Here is a 491-nt window from a genome sequence, read left to right on the forward strand (position 1 = left end):
ATCACGGCCTGAATGCCAGCGGCGACGACCAGCAGCTGGGCCAGCAGGGCTTTGAGGGCCGTTGCAGTAGCTTCATCCATTGGGGGTTTGCTCTCGGTTGGGGTTTGCGGAGTGGTTTCGGTGGGCGTGTCTTCAAAGCCGAAACGCTTGAACAAGCGGGTGAACATGGCGACAAGCCGGGCGATCTCGCCCTGCGGCTCGGTTTCGCGCAGTGGGCCGAGTTCCAACGACGCGGCGTAATACGCGGCGCGGCTGGTTCGCTTGGAGAAATACAGCTCTTGAGTGCCGAGGCTGGCCGGCTCGTCGGTCACCGCGAGGCCGGTCAAATAGGCCTTGCCGGTGCCGGCGAAATTCGGGGTGATTTCAATGCTGGTGAACAGCTTCTGGCCTTGATCGTTGAGGTACAGCAGGCGATCGTTTGGTTTCAACTGGGCTTCCAAAGCAATTTGCCCAGGCTCCAGATCGTCGCCCTCTTCCACCAGTCGCACGGC

General features: G+C 61.1%; 1 protein-coding gene. It reads right to left on the reverse strand.

The window, feature by feature from the left end:
- Nucleotides 1–491: GPO family capsid scaffolding protein (locus tag ACW9IR_RS29620; protein WP_457466163.1), on the reverse strand; the 491-nt coding region annotated here is incomplete at both ends.

It is taken from the genome of Pseudomonas sp. SDT291_1_S447 (assembly GCF_054070155.1).